The sequence below is a fragment of the Rhizobium sp. K102 genome (assembly GCF_022385315.1).
GTDB lineage: Bacteria > Pseudomonadota > Alphaproteobacteria > Rhizobiales > Rhizobiaceae > Rhizobium > Rhizobium croatiense.
This window is the reverse complement of the sequence record NZ_CP092436.1, coordinates 2,259,417-2,277,202: the sequence shown is the minus strand read 5'-3', so window position 1 is coordinate 2,277,202 and position 17,786 is coordinate 2,259,417. Positions and strand designations below refer to the sequence as shown.

At 63.7% G+C, this 17,786-nt stretch carries 16 protein-coding genes; 7 read left to right on the top strand and 9 right to left on the bottom strand.

The window, feature by feature from the left end; all coding sequences use genetic code 11:
• Positions 1-69: 69 nt before the first annotated feature.
• Positions 70-2,409, bottom strand: coding sequence for a glucose/quinate/shikimate family membrane-bound PQQ-dependent dehydrogenase (locus MHI61_RS17205; protein WP_239789830.1), 2,340 nt, complete (start codon positions 2,407-2,409; stop codon positions 70-72).
• A gap of 139 nt (positions 2,410-2,548) precedes the next feature.
• Complete coding sequence (locus MHI61_RS17200) at positions 2,549-4,051, bottom strand: YdiU family protein (protein ID WP_239792861.1); 1,503 nt, start codon at positions 4,049-4,051, stop codon at positions 2,549-2,551.
• A 237-nt stretch (positions 4,052-4,288) separates the two neighbouring features.
• Here MHI61_RS17200 and MHI61_RS17195 point away from each other — a divergent pair, with 237 nt between their 5' ends.
• Entirely contained in the window at positions 4,289-5,743 is a 1,455-nt protein-coding gene (locus MHI61_RS17195; RefSeq protein WP_239789829.1) for an MFS transporter, read from the top strand.
• 17 nt (positions 5,744-5,760) lie between these two features.
• On the opposite strand, the gene MHI61_RS17190 is transcribed toward MHI61_RS17195, so the two are convergent.
• Together MHI61_RS17190 and MHI61_RS17185 are read right to left on the bottom strand one after the other, a co-directional pair.
• Positions 5,761-5,985 (bottom strand): hypothetical protein, encoded by a 225-nt coding sequence (locus MHI61_RS17190; RefSeq protein WP_239789828.1) that lies wholly within the window; start codon positions 5,983-5,985, stop codon positions 5,761-5,763.
• A gap of 22 nt (positions 5,986-6,007) precedes the next feature.
• The gene (locus MHI61_RS17185; protein WP_239789827.1) at positions 6,008-6,955 is read right to left on the bottom strand and encodes a homocysteine S-methyltransferase family protein; all 948 of its coding nucleotides are present in this window, start codon (positions 6,953-6,955) and stop codon (positions 6,008-6,010) included.
• A 219-nt stretch (positions 6,956-7,174) separates the two neighbouring features.
• On the opposite strand from MHI61_RS17185, the gene MHI61_RS17180 reads away from it, so the two are divergent.
• Positions 7,175-7,804, top strand: a complete 630-nt coding sequence (locus MHI61_RS17180; protein ID WP_097580140.1) for a TetR/AcrR family transcriptional regulator — start codon at positions 7,175-7,177, stop codon at positions 7,802-7,804.
• A gap of 6 nt (positions 7,805-7,810) precedes the next feature.
• On the opposite strand, the gene MHI61_RS17175 is transcribed toward MHI61_RS17180, so the two are convergent.
• Together MHI61_RS17175 and MHI61_RS17170 are read right to left on the bottom strand one after the other, a co-directional pair.
• Entirely contained in the window at positions 7,811-8,329 is a 519-nt protein-coding gene (locus MHI61_RS17175; RefSeq protein WP_239789826.1) for a DUF1697 domain-containing protein, read from the bottom strand.
• Between the two features lie 230 nt (positions 8,330-8,559).
• Positions 8,560-10,668 carry a S9 family peptidase gene (locus tag MHI61_RS17170; protein ID WP_239789825.1) on the bottom strand — a complete coding sequence of 703 codons (2,109 nt, stop codon included), beginning with the start codon at positions 10,666-10,668 and terminating at the stop codon, positions 8,560-8,562.
• 241 nt (positions 10,669-10,909) lie between these two features.
• Between MHI61_RS17170 and MHI61_RS17165 the strand changes: the two genes are divergently transcribed.
• Together MHI61_RS17165 and MHI61_RS17160 are read left to right on the top strand one after the other, a co-directional pair.
• Positions 10,910-11,299, top strand: coding sequence for a DUF930 domain-containing protein (locus tag MHI61_RS17165; protein WP_097580143.1), 390 nt, complete (start codon positions 10,910-10,912; stop codon positions 11,297-11,299).
• Between the two features lie 91 nt (positions 11,300-11,390).
• Positions 11,391-12,179 (top strand): polysaccharide deacetylase family protein, encoded by a 789-nt coding sequence (locus tag MHI61_RS17160; RefSeq protein ID WP_239789824.1) that lies wholly within the window; start codon positions 11,391-11,393, stop codon positions 12,177-12,179.
• Between the two features lie 55 nt (positions 12,180-12,234).
• On the opposite strand, the gene MHI61_RS17155 is transcribed toward MHI61_RS17160, so the two are convergent.
• Both MHI61_RS17155 and MHI61_RS17150 read right to left on the bottom strand, forming a co-directional pair.
• On the bottom strand, positions 12,235-13,527 hold the full coding sequence (locus tag MHI61_RS17155) for an FAD-dependent oxidoreductase (RefSeq protein ID WP_239789823.1): 1,293 nt from the start codon (positions 13,525-13,527) through the stop codon (positions 12,235-12,237).
• An 18-nt stretch (positions 13,528-13,545) separates the two neighbouring features.
• Positions 13,546-14,712 carry an AI-2E family transporter gene (locus MHI61_RS17150; protein ID WP_239789822.1) on the bottom strand — a complete coding sequence of 389 codons (1,167 nt, stop codon included), beginning with the start codon at positions 14,710-14,712 and terminating at the stop codon, positions 13,546-13,548.
• A gap of 218 nt (positions 14,713-14,930) precedes the next feature.
• On the opposite strand from MHI61_RS17150, the gene MHI61_RS17145 reads away from it, so the two are divergent.
• On the top strand, positions 14,931-15,314 hold the full coding sequence (locus MHI61_RS17145) for a hypothetical protein (RefSeq protein WP_239789821.1): 384 nt from the start codon (positions 14,931-14,933) through the stop codon (positions 15,312-15,314).
• A gap of 7 nt (positions 15,315-15,321) precedes the next feature.
• On the opposite strand, the gene MHI61_RS17140 is transcribed toward MHI61_RS17145, so the two are convergent.
• Positions 15,322-16,182, bottom strand: a complete 861-nt coding sequence (locus MHI61_RS17140) for a VOC family protein (RefSeq protein ID WP_239789820.1) — start codon at positions 16,180-16,182, stop codon at positions 15,322-15,324.
• Positions 16,183-16,490: 308 nt separating this feature from the next.
• On the opposite strand from MHI61_RS17140, the gene MHI61_RS17135 reads away from it, so the two are divergent.
• Positions 16,491-16,910 carry a universal stress protein gene (locus MHI61_RS17135; RefSeq protein ID WP_239789819.1) on the top strand — a complete coding sequence of 140 codons (420 nt, stop codon included), beginning with the start codon at positions 16,491-16,493 and terminating at the stop codon, positions 16,908-16,910.
• A 156-nt stretch (positions 16,911-17,066) separates the two neighbouring features.
• Positions 17,067-17,735 (top strand): hemolysin III family protein, encoded by a 669-nt coding sequence (locus MHI61_RS17130; RefSeq protein WP_097580149.1) that lies wholly within the window; start codon positions 17,067-17,069, stop codon positions 17,733-17,735.
• Positions 17,736-17,786: the final 51 nt, after the last annotated feature.

The following is a 17,786-nucleotide window of genomic DNA, read 5'->3' as shown; positions in this document are numbered from 1 at the left end:
GGTAGCCCCTCCCCCTTGTGGGGAGGGGTTGGGGAGGGGGCTTTCTTCCAAGGAACGGCAACTCCTCCATCACGGCAGCGTATAGGCAATCACATAATCACCGGGCTTGGTGCCGACCGAGCCGTGGCCGCCGGCGACCATGACGACATATTGCTTATTGTCTTCAGTCGTATAGGTCATCGGCGTCGCCTGGCCGCCAGCCGGAAGCCGCGCCTGCCAGAGTTGCCGGCCGCTCGTCACGTCATAGGCGCGCAGATAGTTGTCGACCGCGGCCCCGAGGAAGGCGACGCCGCCCTTGGTCAGCATCGGCCCGCCGATGCCGGGCACGCCTATCTTGAAGGGCAGGGGCAGCGGCGTCATGTCATGCACGGTGCCGTTCTTGTGCATATAGGCGATCTTGCCGGTGCGCAGGTCGACGCCGGCGACATAGCCCCATGGCGGCGCCTGGCAGGGGATCTGCAGCGGTCCGAGGAAGGGCCCCATGAAGACGCCGTAGGGCGCGCCGTCGTTGCGGTTGAGCCCCTGTTCGCTGCCCTTTTCATCCTGGCCGCGCGGCGGAATGTCGGCGGCCGGCACCAGGCGCGAGGTGAAGGCGAGATAGGTCGGCATGCCGAACATGATCTGCCGCTCGGGATCGACCGCGACGCTGCCCCAGTTGAACGTGCCGAAATTGCCGGGATAGACGATCGTCCCTGCGAGCGACGGCGGCGTGTAACGGCCTTCGTAGCGGTAGCGGTGGAAATCGATGCGGCAGACGAGCTGGTCGAGCAGCGACACGCCCCACATATCCTTTTCCTTCAGCGGCTCCGGCGAGAAGGTGAGGTCGGAGATCGGCTGCGTCGGCGAGGTATGATCGCCGGAGATCGCTCCATCAGGCGCCGGGATTTCCTTGATGGGGATGATCGGTTCGCCGCTGCGCCGGTCGAGCACATAGAGATCGCCCTGCTTGGTCGGGCCGACCAGGGCGGGAACGACGCTGCCGTCTTCTTTCGTCAGGTCGATCAGCGCCGGCTGGGCCGGCACGTCCATATCCCAGAGATCGTGATGCACGGTCTGGCGCACCCAGCGCAGCTGGCCGGTAGCGATATCAAGGGCGACGATCGAGGAGGAGAATTTCTCGACATTGTCGCTGCGGTTGATGCCGAGCTGATCGGGCACCTGATTGCCGAGCGGGATGTAAACCATGCCGAGCGCCTCGTCGACGCTGAAGACCGACCAGCTGTTCGGCGAGTTGGTCGTATAGGTCTGGCCGGCGGCGATCGGCGTCGTCACATCGGGGTTGCCGGAATCCCAGTTCCACACCAGCGCGCCGGTCTTGATGTCGAAGGCGCGGATGACGCCGGACTGCGCCTCGGTCGAATAATTGTCGTTGACCGCCCCGCCGATGATGATCTTGCCGGCCACGGCGACCGGCGGCGAGGTGGAATAATAATAGCCGGCCGGGTTGAAGCGCATGCCGGTTTCGAGATGCAGCACGCCCTGATCGGCAAAGCCGGTGCAGACCTTGCCGTCCGCCGCGTCGAGCGCGATCAGCCGGGCATCGGAGGTCGGCAGGTAGACCCGCTCGGCGCAGGGCTGGCCGGCCGCGACATCGGGGTCGGCATAATAGGTGACGCCGCGGCAGGTCTGATGCTGCCGGTTGGGGTTCATGCCGGAATTGGAGTCATATTTCCATTTCTCCTTGCCGGTCTTGGCGTCGAGCGCGATCGCCCAGTTATGCGGCGTGCACAGATAGAGCGTGTCCTTCACCTTGAGCGGCGTCACCTGGTAGGTCGTCTCGCTGATGTCGTCCGGCCGCTTGACGTCACCGGTCTGGTATCGCCACGCCTCCTTGAGGGTGGAGACGTTCTCGACGGTGATCTGGTCGAGCGGCGAATAACGCTGGCCGAAGGGCGTGCGGCCGTACTGATGCCATTCTCCATCCGGCACGCTGCCGCCGAAAGCGGGGCTGGCGGCGACCTGATCCTTCGGCAGATCGCCTGCAAGATCGTGCGGGTCAGTGGTCATTGAATAGAGGGCGACGAGGATGGCGAGAACGACCGGCACGGCAAGCGGCCAGGGATTGGCGCCATAGGTGATGCCGGTCGGGCTGCGAAAGCCGAGCGGCCGGCGGATCCAGGGCGTCAGCAGCCAGAGTCCGAGCAGGATGATGAGGCCGCCGCGCGGCCCGAGCTGCCACCAGTCGAAGCCCACCTCCCAGACCGCCCAGGCGAGTGCGGCGATGACGAGCACCGCATAGACCCAGAGCGCCACCGCCTTGCGCATCAGAAGCAGCCCGGCGGTGATCAGGAACATCAGCCCGGCGAACAAATAGAAGACGCTGCCACCGAGCGTGACGAGCCACAGCCCGCCGCCGCCGAGCGCCAGTCCGATGATGAGGAAAAGTATGGAGGTGATGACGATCGCCATAAGGCTGTCTCCCGCTGAGGTTCGCCGGGTGAGAAAGGCGGAAAAGCCCCGCCGATCAGCCAGATAGCGCGAAGGACATGCCTTTCAACGGCCGCATTTGCCGCAGGCGGGTATCACGGTACGGTTGTATTGGAGCCGCTCATGTCCCGCAGAAGGTCGCCAGCACCCGCTCATGCGGCTTCGGCGGCTCGCTATAGCCGGCAAAATCCGGCTGGTCGTCATAGGGCCTGGCGAGCACCGTCAGCAGCGCCTCGAACAGCGAGAAATCGCCGTTTTCGACCGCGGCCTCGATTGCCTGTTCGACGCGGTGATTGCGCGGAATGAAGGCCGGATTGACGCTGAGCATGGCGGTGGCGCGCTCGCTGGCCGTCTGCGGATCGCGCGACAGTCGCTCGCGCCATCGCGTGAGCCAGGTACGGCCGGCCTCCGGCTCGCGGAAACTTGCGGCAAAGGCGGGCTCCGCCGCCTCGTCGCCGGCCAGATCCGACAGTCGGCGGAAGGTCAGGGTGAAATCGGCGCCCTGCGCTTGCATCAGCGACAGCAGCGCCTGCACCAGATCGAGATCACCTTCCTCTTCGCCGGCAAGGCCGATCTTTTTCCGCATACCGGCCAGCCAATGCGCCTGGAGCCGCTCGCCATAAGCCCGGATCACCACATTCGCCTTATCGACTGCGCCGTCGAGCTCGGCGTCGATCAGCGGCAGCAGCGTTTCGCCGAGCCGCGCGAGGTTCCATTGGCCGATGGCCGGCTGGTTGGCATAGGCATAACGGCCGTGCTGGTCGATCGACGAGAAGACGGTCGCCGGATCATAGGCATCCATGAAGGCGCAGGGGCCGAAATCGATCGTCTCGCCAGAGATCGTCATATTGTCCGTGTTCATCACGCCATGGATGAAGCCGACATGCAGCCAGCGGGCGATCAGCGCCGCCTGGCGTTCCGAAACCACCTCGAATAGCCGAAGATAGGGCTCCTCCGCGTCTTTCAGCGCGGGATAATGCCGGTCGATCACATAATCGGCGAGTGCCCGCACACCGTCTGTATCGCCCCGCGCGGCAAAAAACTGGAAGGTGCCGACCCTGATGTGGCTGGCCGCGACCCGGGTGAAGACGGCGCCCGGCAGCACCTCTTCCCGGTAGACCGGCTCGCCCGTCGTCACCGCCGCCAGCGCCCGTGTCGCCGGAATGCCGAGCGCAAACATCGCTTCGCTGACGATATATTCGCGCAGCACCGGTCCGAGGGCTGCCCGCCCGTCGCCGCGCCGCGAGAAAGGCGTCGGCCCGGCGCCCTTCAGCTGGATATCGAAGCGCCTGCCGCTTCGGTCAATGACCTCGCCGAGCAGGATCGCCCGGCCGTCGCCGAGCTGCGGCGAGAAGCCGCCGAACTGATGGCCGGCATAGGCCATCGCCAGCGGTTGTGCGCCTTCCGGAATGAGATTGCCGGAAAAGATCGCCGCGCCGTCGCGCCGCAGCGCCTCGACGTCGAGCCCGAGTTCGGCGGCCAGCGGCTCGTTGAGCTTGATCAGCCAGGGCTCCGCCACCGCCGTCGGCATCTGCGCCGCAAAGAAGCGCTGCGGCAGGCCGGCATAGCTGTTGTCGAAGGCGAAGGCCGCACCGGGCCGGTTATTCTCGAGGGCGGAGGTCATGATCGATAGGTAGGGCCGCGTGGCCCGCGGCGCAAGCTCTTCACGAAGCATGAGGCCGATGCAAGCAATCGTGATCTGCTTTTCCCGCTCGTCAAAGCTGCTGTGCCATAAAGGACATAGCGCCGCCATGATCGCGGGCGTATAGGAGATCGTCTCCCCTTGGCATTACGCCATGTCATCCCCCGCGGCTATGCTGCCTCCTGTGCTCCGCCGCGCCACCGCGAGTGATCCCGGACGATGTCGGATCAGATTTACCAGGCGCCGATGGTTCGGCGCGCCGCGCCCAATTTCCGGGTGATCGCGATGATTGTCGCGAGTGCGATGCTGATGGAAAATATCGATGCGACCGTGCTGGCGACGGCGCTGCCGACCATGGCGCGCGATTTTAGCGTCAGCGCCCCGGCCATGTCGATCGCGCTGACTTCCTATCTCCTCAGCCTGGCGATCTTCATTCCGGCCAGTGGCCGCATGGCCGACAGTTTCGGCTCCCGCACCGTCTTCCGTGCGGCAATCGCCGTCTTCGTCGCCGGCTCCATCCTCTGTGCGCTGGCGCCGACGCTGTCCTTCCTGGTTTTGGCGCGGCTGCTGCAGGGCCTCGGCGGCGCGATGATGATGCCGGTCGGGCGCCTGGTGCTGATGCGCAGCGTCGCCCGCAAGGATATGGTCAGCGCCATGTCCTGGCTGCTGGTGCCCGCGCTGATCGGCCCGATCGTCGGCCCGCCGCTCGGCGGCTTCTTCGTCACCTATCTCGACTGGCGCTGGATCTTCTACATCAACGTGCCGATCGGCATCATCGGCATGATCTTCGTCTCGATCTATATCGACGAGGTCAAGGGCAAGGCGAGCGGCCCGTTCGATACGATCGGCTTCGTGCTCTCCGGCCTCTCGCTCGGCTCGCTGCTCTTCGGCTTCGAAATGTCGAGCCACGAAGGCGAGGGCGCCTTCTCGCTCTTCCTGATCGCCGTCGGTCTCATCTTCGGCATCGCCTATCTCAGGCATGCCCGCAGGCATCCGTCGCCGATCATGGATTTCTCGCTGATGAAGGTGCCGAGCTTTGGCACCTCGGTCATCGCCGGTTCGCTGACGCGCATCACCCAGGGCGCCCAGCCCTTCCTGCTGCCGCTGCTCTTCCAGATCGGCTTCGGCTTGTCGGCCGCCGCCGCCGGCCAGATCGTCATTGCCACAGCACTTGGCGCGCTCGCCATGAAGCCGATGGCGAAGTTCGTCTTCAGCCGGCTCGGTTTCCGCCGCAGCCTCGTCCTCAACGGCATCCTCGGTACGGTCGGCTACGGCCTCTGCGCCGCCTTCCGGCCGGATTGGCCGATGCCGCTCATCTTCATCGTGCTGATACTCAGCGCCTTCTTCCTGTCGTTCCAGTTCACCGCCTATAACACCATAGCCTATGACGAGATCGACAAGGAGCGGATGAGCTCGGCCACCAGCTTCTACACCACCTTCCAGCAGCTGATGCTTTCGCTCGGCATCTGCATCGGCGCCTTGGCGCTGCACGGCTCCATGACCTTCAACAATGCCGAAACGCCGTCGCTCGGCGATTTCTCCACCGCCTTCATCGTCGTCACGCTCATCTCGATCACCGCGACCTTCTGGAACCTGCGCTTTTCGCCAACCGCCGGCGAGGAGATCAGCGGCTACAAGGCCAAAAGGACGAAAGGCGCCGCCGCCGAAGGCTGACGCCGCCTTTCCTTTCGTCAGAAGCCGACCGGCTCCCGCATCGGCTTTCGCCGCAAGTGCTTGCCCTCCCGCCGGTCCGCCTCGAGCCCGTAACCGATCGGTCCGCCAAAGGCAGCAAGATCGATATCCCGCAACGCTACCTCCACAATCGCGTCGGGCTCGGCGCGCCCCCGGCGCCCCGTGATCGCAAGCCACAGATCACGCCAGCCTCGCCGGCGCGACGCCGCCCCCACCATCGTCATTGTCCTGCCCTCCCTCTCTGGCTCATGCCGCATGCGGTAGGCACGCCTCGCAGATGGCCGCGACATGGCGATGATCCGTGCCGCAGCAGCCCCCCAGAACGCGCAGCTCGGGCATGCGATCGAGAAGCTTGCGGTATCGCCGCCCGAGATCTTCGGGATCGCCGGCATCGAGTGTCTCGCTGTTATCAAGCTGCTCGTGGCTCATGGTCGAAGCATTGGCGCGAATGCCGGAAATGCGCTTTACCCATGCGCTGCCGTGATCGAGAGCGCCTTCGAAATGCGTCGGATGCGCGCAATTGATCATGTAGTAGACCGGCGTTCCGCCGGTGGCCATGTCGGTTGTCTCGATGGCGTCCTGAATACTGCGGCCCGTCACCAGCCTGCCGTCCGTCTCCAGCGTGAAGGAGATGGCGCAGGGCATGGCGAACGACTTTGCCGCACGCGCCACGCCGATCGCCTCGTCGATGTTCGTCAACGTGAAGGCGCTGACCATATCCGCCTCCGTGCCGGCGAAAGCCTCGACCTGGAAGGCGTGGTAGTCCTCCGCTTCGTCCGCACTCATCAAGCCCGCCTTGTAGCCGTCGCCGCGCGGGCCGATCGCGCCGCTGATGACGATCGGCTGCTCCGGCCGCTCATAGGCGCTGCGTAAGCCAACGAGCAGGTCGACGGCTTCCTCGTTGGCCGCCTTCAGGGCTTCAGCGGTATAACCGAGCTTCTGCCCCCAGTCCGGATTGGCCCGCCATGTCGCGGTGTCGAGCACGAAGCCGGTGCCGTGCCGCCGGGCGATATCGAGATAACGGCGATAATAATTCCGCATCCGCTGCCGCCCGTCTTCGGAAGCCAACAAAATGAAGGCGGCGAAATGCGGAAGCTCGATGCCTTCCTGGAAGATCATCGTCGTTTCCATGCCGCCATCGGTAATGAAGGTGCCGCCTTTGAGCTGCGGCAGACCGTTTCTGTACTTTGCCATTGTTGAAGCCGCTCCCTCGCAGCACCCGAAACGGCTGCCGTCGATGACTGATGTTCTGGCGCTTATTCGGCTGCCAAACTAGGCGACTTGCGGTATACTGCCGGCGGTTTCGGTTTTTGCCGGTTGATATCAATCGCTTGGCGTAACCGAAGCTGCCGGGGACGCAGCAGGTTCTGAACGTGCGGCGATCAAAACTGTACCGCCGGTACAGGAGGGGATATGCGAAAGGGCGAGGAAACCAGGACCCGCATCCTCGATGTGGCCGAAGCGGCTGTCCTGCAGAAGGGTTTCGGCGGCACCTCCATCGAGGAGCTGATCGCCGAGACGGGCATCACCAAGAGCGGCTTCTTCTATCATTTTAGGGACAAGAACGAGCTCGCCAAGGCGCTGCTCAACCGCTACATCGAAAATGACGAGCGCATCTACGACGAGATCTTCAGCCGTGCGCGCGATCTGACCGACGATCCGCTGCAATCCTTCCTGCTTGGCCTCAAGCTGCTGTCCGAACTGCTCTCCGATCTGCCGAACGGCCATCCCGGCTGCCTTGTGGCGACCGTCTGCTATTACGAGCGGCTGTTCGACCGGGAGATACAGGAGACCAACCGCAATGCGGTGCTTGCCTGGCGGCGCCGTTTCGGCCGCATGCTCCGCGACATCATGGAGGTCTATCCGCCGCGCGAGCCCATCAATGTCGACCAGCTCGCCGACATGGTGTCTTCCGTCCTGGAAGGCGGCATCGTTCTGTCGAAGACGCTGAAAGAGCCGAACACGCTGGCCGAACAGGTGCTGATGCTCCGCACCTTCGTGAAGATGCTCTTCCTGCCGGTGGCGGAAATGCCGAGGGCCTAGCTGCCCTTAGCCTTCCATCGCCGCCGCCATATCGGCGAGCTTGCGCACGGTGTTGAGATTGCGCGAGGTTCCCGGCTTCAGCGCTGGCAGCTTCAGTTTCGAGCGGCCGGAACCATTGGGATAATGCACATAGATTTCCCGGGTCGCGAGTTTTGCCTCCTCGCCGTCGGGCGCCACCATCTTTTCGAGTGCATCGGCGGGGGCTTTTTCGGGCAGGAAGTAGACCAGCAGAAAGTTCGGCTTGGCGTCGGGGAAGGGGGCGTTGGCGGCGATCTTGTCGAGCTCCTTGCGGCTACGCACCATCACGCCCGGCCGTTTGCCCATCTTCTTGCCGAGCGCCGCGTCGAGCTTTTCCTCCACCGCCGTTTCGGACTCATCCGAGCGGAAGAGTACATTGCCGCTTTGGATATAGGTTTTGACGTCGGTAAAGCCGAGCTCTTCGCAGATCGCCTTCAGCTCGGGCATCGGCAAGGCGCCGGTGCCGCCGACGTTTACGGCGCGGAGGAGGGCGATATAGATGGGCATTTCAGTGTCTCCCTAGGCCTGTTGTGCCGTGCCAGCCCCCTCTGCCCTGCCGGGCATCTTCCCCACGGGTGGGGAGATTGGCTGGGCTCACTGGCTTCCCCAAACAACTGGCGTTGCAGCCCGGCGAAACGATAGACGCGTGCGAAGGTTTGGCCACTTGTGATCTCCCCACCTGTGGGGGAGATGCCCGGCAGGCAGAGGGGGCGACCACGGCACGCCCCCTAAAGATTTCACATCTTCCCCGCCACCTTGATCGCAAACGCATACTCAAACGCGATCTCCTCCAGCCGCTGGAAGCGTCCCGAGGCGCCACCGTGGCCGGCGTCCATGTTGGTCTTGAGCAGGATCGGCGCCGCGCCGGTCGTCTCCTCACGCAGCTTCGCCACCCATTTGGCCGGCTCCCAATAGGTGACGCGCGGGTCGGTCAGGCCGCCGAGTGCCAGGATCGGCGGGTAGGCTTTGGCATCGACATTGTCATAGGGCGAATAGGCGGCGATCTGCTCGTATTCTTCCTTGCTGTCGATCGGGTTGCCCCATTCCGGCCATTCCGGCGGGGTGAGCGGCAGCGTATCGTCGAGCATGGTGTTGAGCACGTCGACGAAGGGGACAGCGGCGATGATGCCGGAAAATTTCTCCGGCGCCATGTTGGCGACGGCTCCCATCAGCATGCCGCCGGCCGAGCCGCCCTCGGCGATGATCTTCGCGTAAGAGGTGAACTTCTGTTGATTCAGATAGTCGGCCGCAGCGATGAAGTCTTTGAAGCTGTTGGTCTTCTTATCCATCTTGCCGTCTTCGTACCAGGCAAAGCCCTTGTCTTTGCCGCCGCGGATATGGGCGATGGCATAGACGAAGCCGCGGTCGACGAGCGACAGGCAATTGGTGTTGAAGCCGGCCGGAATGGTGATGCCGTAGGCGCCGTAGCCGTAGAGCAGGCAGGGGGCCGTGCCGTCGAGCGGCGTGTCCTTGCGATAGAGCAGGGTGACCGGCACCGTCTCGCCGTCCCAGGAGGGCGCGAAGACGCGGCGGGTGACGTAGTCGTCGGGATTGTGGCCTGACGGCACTTCCTGGGTCTTCAGCAGGGTGCGCTCGCGCGTCACCATGTTGTAGTCATAGAGCTGAGACGGCGTTGTCATCGAGGAATAGGAGAAGCGAATGACATCCGTATCGTATTCCGCAGCACCCGAAAGCCCCAGCGAATAGGCTTCCTCGGCAAAGGCGATCGCATGTTCCTCGCCGGTCGCCCGATCGCGGATCATGATCTGCGGCAGCCCGTCCTTGCGCTCCAGCCACAGCAGATGGCGGGCATGGGCCATGTGGCTGATGATCAGCGTGCCGGGCTTATGCGGCACGACCTCGCGCCAGTTTTCCTTGCCTGGCTTATCAACCGGCGCTTCCATGATCTTGAAATCCTTGGCGCCGCCGTCATTGGTCAGGATGTAGAAGATGTCGCCGCCCTCGGTCAGCGAATATTCGATGCCTTCCTCGCGCGCCGCCACCAGCTTCGGCTCGGCGGTAAGGTCCTTGGTCGACAGCAGCCGGTATTCGCTCGTCTCGTGGTCGTGGATGTCGATATAGATGAAGTCATCAAGCAGCGAGCCGCCGACGCCCATAAAGAAGCCGGCATCGGCTTCCTCGTAGACCAGCCGGTCTTCCGACTGCGGCCGGCCGACAATGTGGTGGAACACCTTCGAGGGCCGGTGGTTCTCGTCGAGCGCCGAATAGAAGAAGCTCTTGCCATCAGGCGCCCAGACGCCGCCGCCGCCGGTATTCTCGATCACATCGTCGAGATCCTGGCCGGTCGAAAGGTCGCGCACCTTCAGCGTGAAGAACTCCGAGCCCTTGTCGTCATAGCCCCAGATGCCACGGCCGTGGTCGGTGGAATGGTCGAGACCGGCGAGGCGGAAATAGGCCTTGCCTGATGCTTCCTTGTCGCCGTCGAGCAGCACCGTACGGATCGTCTCATCGGCGACACTGCCATCGCGAGGGATGCGAAAATAGCGCGGCTGCTCGCCGCCGGTCACGTAGGACGTGCCGTAGGCATAGGCGCCGTCTTTGACCGGTACCGAGCTGTCGTCTTCCTTGATGCGGCCGCGCATTTCGGAAAACAGCGCCTTCTGCAGCGGCTTGGTGTCTTCCATCGCCGCGTTCATATAGGCGTTCTCAGCTTCGAGATGCCGGCGGATCTCGGGATCGAGGATCGAAGGATCCTTGAACATCGCCTGCCAGTTGTCGGCGCGCAGCCAGGCATAATCGTCCGTGCGGGTAATGCCGTGGCGCGTATTGGAGACGGGCTTCTTCGGTGCGGCGGGTGGCGTCGGCAGGTTCTTGAAAACGGACAAGGAATTGGCTCCGGTGGGAATGTCGGGTTGGCAAGAGATAGAGGCGCGCCGGTCTGGGATCAAGCGCCAAGGGGCGAGGTGGCCTTCCACAGGCATGGGGGCGGCTCGGTTCGCCCTGCCTTGATGTCACCACAATATTTAAGAATGTCCGCTATCGCAGATCGAAATTTACACGTGCCAAGCCCCCGGCAAGCTGCCAGTGGCAGGGTCAAGACCGGACAACAGCAAGGGATTTTCTTCAATGCCGAAACACCTGCTCCTGTTTGTATCCCTCGTCGGCCTTGCTGCCCCCGCCTTTGCCGTCGATCCCGCCATCAAGAAGCAGCTGGAAAAACTCGATCCCTCGACCCGCCTGGAGCAGAGCTGCGACACCGAGGCGATGAGCCGCATCAACCAGGACAGCACCGGCTTCAAGCCCGACAAGGTGATCGCCTATACCTTCAAGGACCCGATCGCCGGCGACAATTCGCTGCAGGCGCCGGGCGCGGTCTTCCGCAGCAAGGGCGACTGGTACCATCTCTCCTACACCTGCATCACCGGTCCGCAGCATATCAACGTGCGCCAGCTCGATTACCAGATCGGCGACAAGGTGCCGCGCGAGAAGTGGGAAAAATATTATCTCTACGATTGATCACCTGTCCCGTGGGCTGCGCTGACCGGCCGCATGGCGGTGGACCAATGCAGTCGCTAAACTCGGCCGATGGAATCGTAGAAGTCCTTCCATGAACCGCATCTTGCTTGCTTCGGCGTTTATTCTGGCCGGCCTCTCCACGCTGTGCGCGGCCGAAACGCCGCCGCTGCCGGCCGCCGCCGTCCCGGTCGTGAAGAGCCCGGCGGTCAAGCTCGTCGAGCCGCATCTGCATATCGCCCGCTCCAATATATCAGGCCATGCCCGCATTGCGCTCACCTTCGATGCCTGCATGGGCCAGGCCGACGAGCGCATCCTGTCGACGCTCGTGCGCGAGCGCATTCCGGCGACGATCTTCGTCACCGCCCGCTGGCTGAAGCGCAACCCCGCCGCGCTCGCCGTCTTCCTGCAGAACCCCGACCTGTTCGAACTCGAAAATCATGGCGAGAACCACATTCCCGCCGTCGATACGCCGACACTGGTCTATGGCATTGCCTCCGCCGGCTCGCCGCAAGCCGTCCGACAGGAGGTCGAAGGCGGCGCCGCCGCCATGCTCGCATCCGGCATTCCCGCACCGCACTGGTTCCGCGGCTCAACCGCCAAATATGACCTTTCCGCCATCAGCGAAATCCGCGCCCGCGGCTATCGCATCGCTGGCTATTCGGTGAACGGCGACGGCGGCTCGCTGCTCGGCGCCGCGATTACCGAAAAGCGCATCGCCTCGGCCAAAGACGGCGATGTCGTCATCTCCCACATCAACCAGCCGACCCATACGGCCGGCGAGGGCGTGGCGAAGGCGCTGGTCGATCTGAAAGCCAAGGGCACGGAGTTTGTTCGGCTGCAGGATGTGGAAGATATGGGCGACGATCAGACGACGGAGTAGTTCCGCTATTGACGGTGTGCCGTGGCTGCCGGGCACAGCAGCCAATAGGAAGCCCCTATCTCAACTCACTCCCAACCCGCAGCCCATCTTCCCCAAACCGCCGCAGCCCCGGTCCATCCCGATCGAGCGCGAAATCCTCGAACCAGTCGCGATGCATGCCGGCAATCATCGCGCCGATCATCTGGGCGGCGAGGTAGGAAAAGGTAATGCCGTTGCCGCCGTAACCATAGGCGGCAACCACATGCGGCATGCCGGACACCGGCCCGATCAGCGGCAGGCCGTCGGCCGTTTCGCCGAAGGTTCCGCCCCAGGCATGGGCGATGCGGGCATCGGCTCTCGGCCATAGCCGCTTCATCTTCTCCTGGATTGCGCGAATCTTGGACGGCAGCTGGCGATTCCGCGCCGCGGGGTCGCTCGTGCCATCGTCCTCGCCGCCGGCGACGATGCGGTTGTCGGCGGTCGTGCGCATGTAGAGATAGGGATGACTGTCCTCCCAGATCAACGCCCTGTCGCGCCAGAACGTCGCGGGGTTCTGCGGCACGGTGGCGAATGCCCAGCTCGAGGTTGTCCGGTGCAGCTTCGGCATATCGAGGCCCGGCATCGAATAGCCGGTCGCCAACACCACATGCCGCGCTTCGATGACATGGGTGCCGTCGGTCTCGACCGTCACGTGGTCGCCTTCGCTGTGCAGCGCGGTCACCGAAGCCCTGACCAGCTGCGCGCCGTGCTGCATGGCCATCGCGATCAGCGCCCAGGTCAAGAGCAGCGGATCGGCCTCCGCCGACCCCGGCGAATAGATCGCCCCATCCCGATCGAGCTCGAACTGGGTGAAGAGATCGGGATGTTCGAGATAGACGCCGGGAAGGCCGGCCCGGCGCCGCAGCTGGCGCTCTTCCAGCAGGTCGCGGGCGCCTTCCTGGTTGGCGGCGAGATAGAGCGTGTTGCGCGGCCGGAAGCCGCAGGCGATCGCGTTTGCGGCGATCAGCTTGGCAAGGCCTGCGACGGCAGCGGCGCTGCGGCGATAGATGCCGGCGGCGCGCTCGAAGCCATACCAGGTCTCCAGTTCGCTGAGCGTGCTGTCGATCTCCCATTGCAGCATTGCGGTGCTGGCGGCGGTACTGCCGAAACCCGGCTCCTCCCGGTCGATGATGACAACGGAGAAGCCGCGCGCCGCAAGGTGCTCTGCGACCAGCGCACCGGTGATGCCGCCGCCGATCACCGCGACGTCGGTGGAAAAGCTCTCACCGATCGCTCGCCATGCCGGCCGTATGCCGGTTCGTCCCCAGAGCGAACGGCCGCTGACCATCTGCTCATGATCGGCTTCGTCGAGATCGAGATCGGATGCCACAGATGTCTCCTCGCTTGATCATTTCGGCAATTGCGGCTGCGGTCTTTCTTCGATCAGCAATTCCTCGATAACAGTCATCACGATCAGCGACAGCGGCAGCGCCAGCATCGCCCCGACCGCGCCCCACATCCAGGTCCAGAACAGGATGGCCAGGAAGACGATAAAGGGGTTAATTTCCAGCCGCCGTCCCATCACTGCCGGGAAGATCAGGTTCTCCATGACGAGGTGCACGGTGAAAAAGGCGGCGGCCGGCATCAGGCCGACGATGAAGCCGTCATAGGTGATGATGCCGGCGATGGCGACGGACAGCGTCATCAGCGTGATGCCGAGATAGGGAATGAAGCTCGACAGGAAGGCGAAGAAGCCCCACAGCACCGGTGCCGACAATCCGCTCGCATAGGCGATGACCGTCATGACGACGCCGAGCCCGACGTAGATCAGCGAGGCGGTGGCGAAATAGAAGCCGAGCACCTGCTCGACGGCATTGATGACGCGGATCGCCGCCAGCCGCTGCGGGCGGGTGCGGAAGGTCATGATGATCGTCTTGCGCAGATTGACCCGGCTGGCGAGGAAGAGCAGCAGTGCGGCGAAGAAGATCAGCCCCTGCACCAGCGCCGGCGTCAGGCTCGTGGTCACCAAATGCAGGACGTTGCCGGTGTTTTCGAGCAGCGCGCCGATCGACATCGGCCCACTTTCGAATGTCGCCGGCGTGATGTGCAGCCATTCGATGCGCTCCAGGTAGGGCATAATGCGGCTGATCGTCCGCTCGACGAGGGCCGGCGCTTCGTTGGCAAGCATCGTCAGCGGACCGACAAGCGAATTGGCCAGCAGGGCGATCACCAGGGCGACGGCGCTCGACAGAAGGAAAGCGTTGGCGAGCCGCGGCACGCCCATTTTGCCGAGATTTTCCGCGGCGAGGCCGAGGATCATGCCGACGACGACGGCAAGGGTGATGGGAATGAGGATCAGCGACATCATGTAGACGGCGGCAAGGCCGAGTATGGCGAAGATGCCGATGATCGCCCAGGCCATGCTGATATCAAGCCCGTCCTTTTCAAGCCGATGCACCGGCGGGGAAGGCAATTCCTCCGCCGTCTCCCTCAATGACTTCGCCCAGGCGCTGGTATGGCGTTCGCCGATGGCGATCTTCCTTGCTTGTTTGCGGATGCCGTTGGCGATGCCCATGCGGTGAGGTCCCCGAAGCCCCATTGCTTCGCCACGAAAACGCGCTGATGCGGTTCCGGTTCCGCTGGGGGGCATGCGACGTCGAAAGATGTCCCCGCGGCTTGCCGCAGGGGCGATCGGCAGGAGACCTCCGCCCTCATCGACGAGCGCGTGGATTTGATCCGGCCGCCGGAACAACCTCCCAGTCGCGGACGTTCGATCTCTGAAGGAGATAGCTCATGACTGCAGATCGCGATCAGACCAAGGTCACCGAGAGCTTTTCGACCAATCCCCCTTATGCGGACGAGACGAAGCTCAAAGCCGCCGATCGCAGGCGGTGGTGGGGTTGGACCGTCCTCGTGGCGGGTGCGGCGGTCCTCATCATTGCGGGCGTAAGCGTGGCGATCTGGCCCGATCCCACCAATAACGATCCGACGGCGACAGCATCGACGAAGCCGGATCCGATCAATGCGCAGCCGTCCGGCCCCGGCACCTTCAACGATGACCCGGCCTCCGGCCCTGCACGGCCGCCCGAAGCGACGGACCGCGATCCGACGCCGAGCGGAAGCGGTGGCGGACCGACCGGGGTGACGACGCCATCCGGAACCGAAAAGGTTCAATAGATGGAGTTCAGGCCGACAGCGTCAGGCCGATGCCCCAGGGGTCGCTGAGGAAGACGCCGCCATCGCGCTTCTCGCTGTCGATCTCCAGCGCGTCGAGCTTCGAGACCGCCGCATCGAGCGTCGCCGTGTCGTTGAAACGGATCTTGTAATCCGAAAGACCGGTCATATTGTCGGCGCGCGGGGCCGCACCGCGGCTGTTCCAGATATTGGCGGCGAGATGGTGATGATAGCCGCCGGTGGCAAAGAAGCTTGCGCCGGGATAGCGGGCCATCAGCTTGAGGCCGAGCACGTCGCGGTAGAAGGCGTCGGCCTGCGGGATATCGCCGACCTGCAGATGCAGATGGCCGATCGCCGTACCCTCAGCCATGCCGTCCCAGCGATCCTCGGGCGCGCTGTCGTAAAGCGCCTGCAGGTCGAGGCGCAGCGTCGCCATCTCCACCATGCCGTCCTGATGGAACTTCCATCCTTCGTGCGGCCGGTCGGCATAGATTTCGATGCCGTTGCCTTCCGGATCGGAAAGATAGATCGCCTCGCTGACGAGATGGTCGGAGGCGCCGTCGAGCACGACATTGTTATGCGCCGCATGGCGCAGCCAGCGCGCCAGTTGGGTGCGGTCGGGCATCAGGAAGGCGGTGTGGAACAGCCCGGCGGCGTTGCGCGGCGCGATTGCGGCATTCCCAGCGGTCGTCAGCGTCAGCAGCGGCAGAGCGCCGACCCCGAGAACTTCGCCGCTTGCGGTCTTTTCGATGACTTTCAGACCGAGCATCGACTGATAGAAGCCGGAAACGAGACCGAGGTCTTTAACGACGAGATGCGATTGGTCGATATAGGCAGGCCGCGTCAGCGCATAGGATATTTCGGTCGTCATGGATAATTCTCCTGCCTCTGAAATCGAAGGCGCACCGGCGGTGGCGGCAACCATGCCGCCCGTGGCAAGCTCGAGAAAGTGTCGCCGGTTCATGTGCCTGATATCCTCTCGGCTGCCGTACTTGATTCCTATATGGCCCATCGCCATTGTTCACAGAAGCCTCGTTTTTGAGGATGAAGCGTTGAGCAAGCGTTGACAATCGCTTGCGCTGATTTGCGTCGCTGACGTGTCCCGCCGACTTGATCACGATCAATGCGTCCATATCTTCTTAAGAAGAAGCTTATGCATCTCAGTCATGGAGGGAAGCCATGTACAGGAAGATCATCGTGGCGATTGCGCTCGGCGGTCTCGGCAGGGGAGAAGATATCCTCCGCAAGGCCGCATCGCTGCTCGACGAGGGCGGCGAGATCATCGCGCTCAACGTCGTCGAGGATGTGCCGACCTATGTCGCGATCGAACTGCCGGCCAATATGCTGGAGGACGCCATGAAGGACGGCCGCGACAGGCTGCAGGCGCTGGTCGCCGCAACCGAAGTCGCGGCAACCGTCGAAATCCGCAACGGCCCGCCGGCCAAGGCCATCATTGCGGCCGCCGAAAGCCATCGCGCCGACCTCATCATCCTCGCCTCGCATGTGCCGGATTTTTCCAACTACTTCATCGGCGCCACGGCCGACCGCGTCGTGCGCCATGCCAAGTGCTCCGTGCTGGTCGAACGGCACAAGATCTGAGCGCGCGCTTTCCCTTTTCTCCGCTCGCCGCTCTTAAAGCGCGGCAGGCGCCGCGTGACCTGTCACGAAGATTTACCGCGCCCGCGATGTGCCGCTGTTGCGCCGCCATCCGTTCGGTGCGACCATCGAGGCCGGGGACGAAATGGATTGGCGCGCATGGCTGAGTTCAACGGCATTCGCTGGGCTTACGACAGGTATGAACTGATCGCCGATGGCATCGTCCACGGCGTCGGCCTCGTGCTGGCGCTGATCGGCGCCACGGTGCTGATCTTCTACGCCACCGTCTGGTGCTCCTACGGCGCGCTCGCCGCCGCCTGGATCTATGGCGTTGGACTGGTGCTGACCCTTGCCATTTCCTTTTCCTACAATGTCTGGCCGGTCTCGCGCACCAAATGGTTTCTGCGCCGCTTCGATCATTCGGCGATCTTCGTCCTGATCGCCGCCACCTATACGCCCTTCCTCGAGCGCGGCGCCGACGATCCGCTGCTCTTGTTCATGCTGGTGGCGATCTGGCTGTTCGCCGCTGTCGGCATCGTCCTGAAATGCGTCTTTCCCGGCCGTTACGACCGTCTCGCCATCCTGCTTTACCTCGCCATGGGCTGGAGCGGCGTGCTGGTGGCCGGGCCTGTCGCCGCGCGCATCCCCTCCGCCTCGATGCTGCTGATCGTCATCGGCGGCGTCCTCTATTCGCTCGGCGTCATCTTTCATGTCTGGGAGAAGCTGCGCTTCCAGAACGCCATCTGGCACGGTTTCGTCGTCACCGCCGCCGCCGTGCACTATTCGGCGGTCTTCACCTGTTTCAGCCTGCCGGTGCAAGGTTTCTGAGGGACGGCCTAGACGCAGCCATCCTGCAAGCGGCGTCTCCGCCATCTGCCG